At 59.7% G+C, this 2,627-nt stretch carries 3 protein-coding genes and 2 pseudogenes; all 5 read left to right on the forward strand.

The features are described from left to right. Positions 1-177 (forward strand): annotated as a pseudogene (locus tag A3A5_RS40560) (DDE-type integrase/transposase/recombinase); the annotation flags it as partial. A gap of 59 nt (positions 178-236) precedes the next feature. After that, positions 237-554 (forward strand): hypothetical protein, encoded by a 318-nt coding sequence (locus A3A5_RS0117220; protein ID WP_157637241.1) that lies wholly within the window; start codon positions 237-239, stop codon positions 552-554. A 139-nt stretch (positions 555-693) separates the two neighbouring features. Next, positions 694-1,509: a hypothetical protein gene (locus tag A3A5_RS0117225; protein ID WP_018311790.1), complete on the forward strand. Its 816-nt coding sequence runs from the start codon at positions 694-696 to the stop codon at positions 1,507-1,509. Between the two features lie 14 nt (positions 1,510-1,523). After that, a complete protein-coding gene (locus A3A5_RS38775; RefSeq protein WP_018311791.1) occupies positions 1,524-2,243 on the forward strand; it encodes a bacteriophage abortive infection AbiH family protein in 720 nt (239 codons plus the stop codon). 176 nt (positions 2,244-2,419) lie between these two features. Further along, positions 2,420-2,627 (forward strand): annotated as a pseudogene (locus A3A5_RS44875) (hypothetical protein); the annotation flags it as partial.

Here is a 2,627-nt window from a genome sequence, read left to right on the forward strand (position 1 = left end):
GACCACCGTGGCATCAAACGCCGGGTCAGGCCGATGTTGGGGTTCCAGAATTTTCGCTGCGCTCGCATCATCCTCGGTGGCATCGAGACCATGCGGATGATCCGCAAAGGGCAGATGGATATCCCCAAGGGGAGCAGTCCGTCGGCCGCCGAGCACTTCTATTCCTTGGCCATATGACCGCGGCGCTCTCGCCACCCTCGGTCGCCCCTAATTCCTTATCGCGACAGAACCACAAATTGACCCAGATCTTTAACACCCATATCGCTGGCAACGTGGCCAACGGTGGCAACGGGGTCTCTCAGCAGATGACGGTGAACGTTGGCGCTGGGGACTGGGAGGCGCTGCGGCATTACCTGCATTCGCTTGGACTGCAGGACTCCGACTTGGTCGGATTGCGGGCGGATCTCGATGGCGCGCGCTCGCAGGAGGCCGGGATGGTGGGCAAGCCGTCTACGTGGTTCGGCAAACTCTGTAGCAAAGCCGTAAATGGTGCCGCGGAGGTCGCGGCGGCCGGGATCGCCAAGGCGATCGCCGGCTATCTTGGTCTGTCGTGACGGGCGCCAAAATGAAAAGGGCGCTCCGCAGAGCGCCCCCAATGCAGGAAGTCGGGGGTCCGCCCACCCTCTCAGGCAGCTGCCAACACTGATCCCGACTTTTCATTGCCAACTATAAAGATCTTTGCACGTCAAGTCAATGGACCACCTGTCCGACGAAGAACTGGCCGCCGTAGCAGTCCTTCTCTCAAGTGAGCGATTAAGCACCTTCGAGCGGCTCGCCGGTTCCAACCGCGGGGCAATTGCGCTGCACCAGGAAATGCTCCGCCTCGGAGCCTCGCTGATGGCAGTCACTGCGCTGATTGAGATTGCGTTGCGTAACGCGGTGTGCGATCGGTTGACGGAGCATTTTGGCACGGCCGACTGGCTGCGCAGTCCGCCGCAGACATTTCGTTGGGAAGACGAACTGAAGGGCAAGATTGCACAGGCCGAGGGTAGTGCACAGAAAGTGGCCTACGCGAAGCTGAGCCAGGAACAGAAGAGGCAACTGGACCAGCGCGCCTTCAGAAATGGCGCGCCTCCTGCGGGGCTGTCGCATGAGCGTGTTTCGAAAGCCCGCCATTCCGCGATCGGCGTGCCAATGGGCCAGGTGGTGGCGCAGCTCACCATGTATTTTTGGAAGCGGCTGTTCTCGACTGATTACGAACACGCGTTGTGGAGGCCCGCGCTAAAGCATGTCTTTCCTGACAAGTCCGTGACGCGAGCGAACGTTGCGACGCAGTTGGAGGCCATCTACCAGACCCGCAACCGCATTGCCCACCACGAGCCGGTCTATGGGCGCCGCCTTGCCCAGACCGAGGCCGCGATTGACTTTGTCGCGTGCCAGCTCGGCAGTAGTGGCCATGACGGTCGAACACCCCTGGAAAAGCTGCTGCAACCCGAAATGACGGAACTGCGCGAGCGGGCCGAGGCCATGCGACAGCGGCTGGACGCGTTGCAGGCCGACGAGCTGTAACCATAGGCGGCGACGTGAAGCTCTACGTGATTGGCAATGGCTTTGACCTACACCACGGTATCCGTTCGTCGTTCGGGGACTTTGCACGCTACGCGCAGCGCGAACATCGCGACGTAGCCGATGCCGTCGAACGCTACCTTCCGGCTGCGGGGGCGGACTGGTGGAATCTGGAGGCGGCGCTAGCGGAACTGGACTACGAGGGCGTAGTGGATGACTGCGGAATCTTTGTGCCATCGTATGCTGCGGATGATTTCAAGCCAGGCGATTTCGAGGTCGAGGTCGGTCGTGTCGCTGACGCACTATCGACGGGACCGCGCCGCGCGTTCAGTGCTTGGATCCATACCGTGGAAATACCTGACCAAAGTAAGCGCATTGCACTGGATCCTCGATCGCTCTTTCTTAGCTTTAACTACACGGACACGCTCAGCCGGCTGTATTCGATTCCAGCAACACAGGTTTGGCATGTTCACGGGAAGGTTCCATGCCGGCCTACAGAAATAGTCTTGGGGCATGCATGGAAAGCTGCTGACCGGCGGCCCACCAATCCATCAACCGATTCTGAGGACTATGACTTCTGGGTAGACCTCGGCTACCGGCACTTGGATGAATACTTCGAGAACACCTTCAAAGCCTCGGAACGGGTCATTCGTGACAATGCCCACCGCTTTGCTCAATTGCACTCCTTGTCCGAGGTCATAGTTCTGGGTCACTCGCTCGCCGAGGTGGACTATTAGTACTTCGAGGCGATCGCGACGCACGTTGATATGCGCAGCGTTCGATGGACAGCGACTTACTTTCGAGAGCACGAGCGCGACGCCATGACGGCGACTCTGACCTCGCTCGGTGTGCCGGCATCGCACATCAGAACGACGACGCTCGAAGCCATGAGGTGCGACGTGGAGCCAGGCCTATGTTGAAATTCAAGGCGCTTGCCCTACCAGCGGTTGCGAAGGTACAGGCCATGCTTATCCGGTTGTCTCCCAAGCCCTCTACCGATAGTATGTTGGTCATCTGTGCCACCCTGGGGCAACCATGGTTATTGACGTGCTTGACCGAGGCGATCTGCCGTTTCCGGGCTCGCTGCCGGAGTTTCAGCGGATGTTTCCAGACGAAGCGGC

Source organism: Cupriavidus sp. UYPR2.512 (assembly GCF_000379565.1).
GTDB lineage: Bacteria > Pseudomonadota > Gammaproteobacteria > Burkholderiales > Burkholderiaceae > Cupriavidus.

Coding starts and splice junctions, on each gene's coding strand:
- A3A5_RS0117225 (WP_018311790.1), top strand. CDS start 694: ATGGACCACCTGTCCGACGAAGAACTGGCCGCCGTAGCAGTCCTTCTC.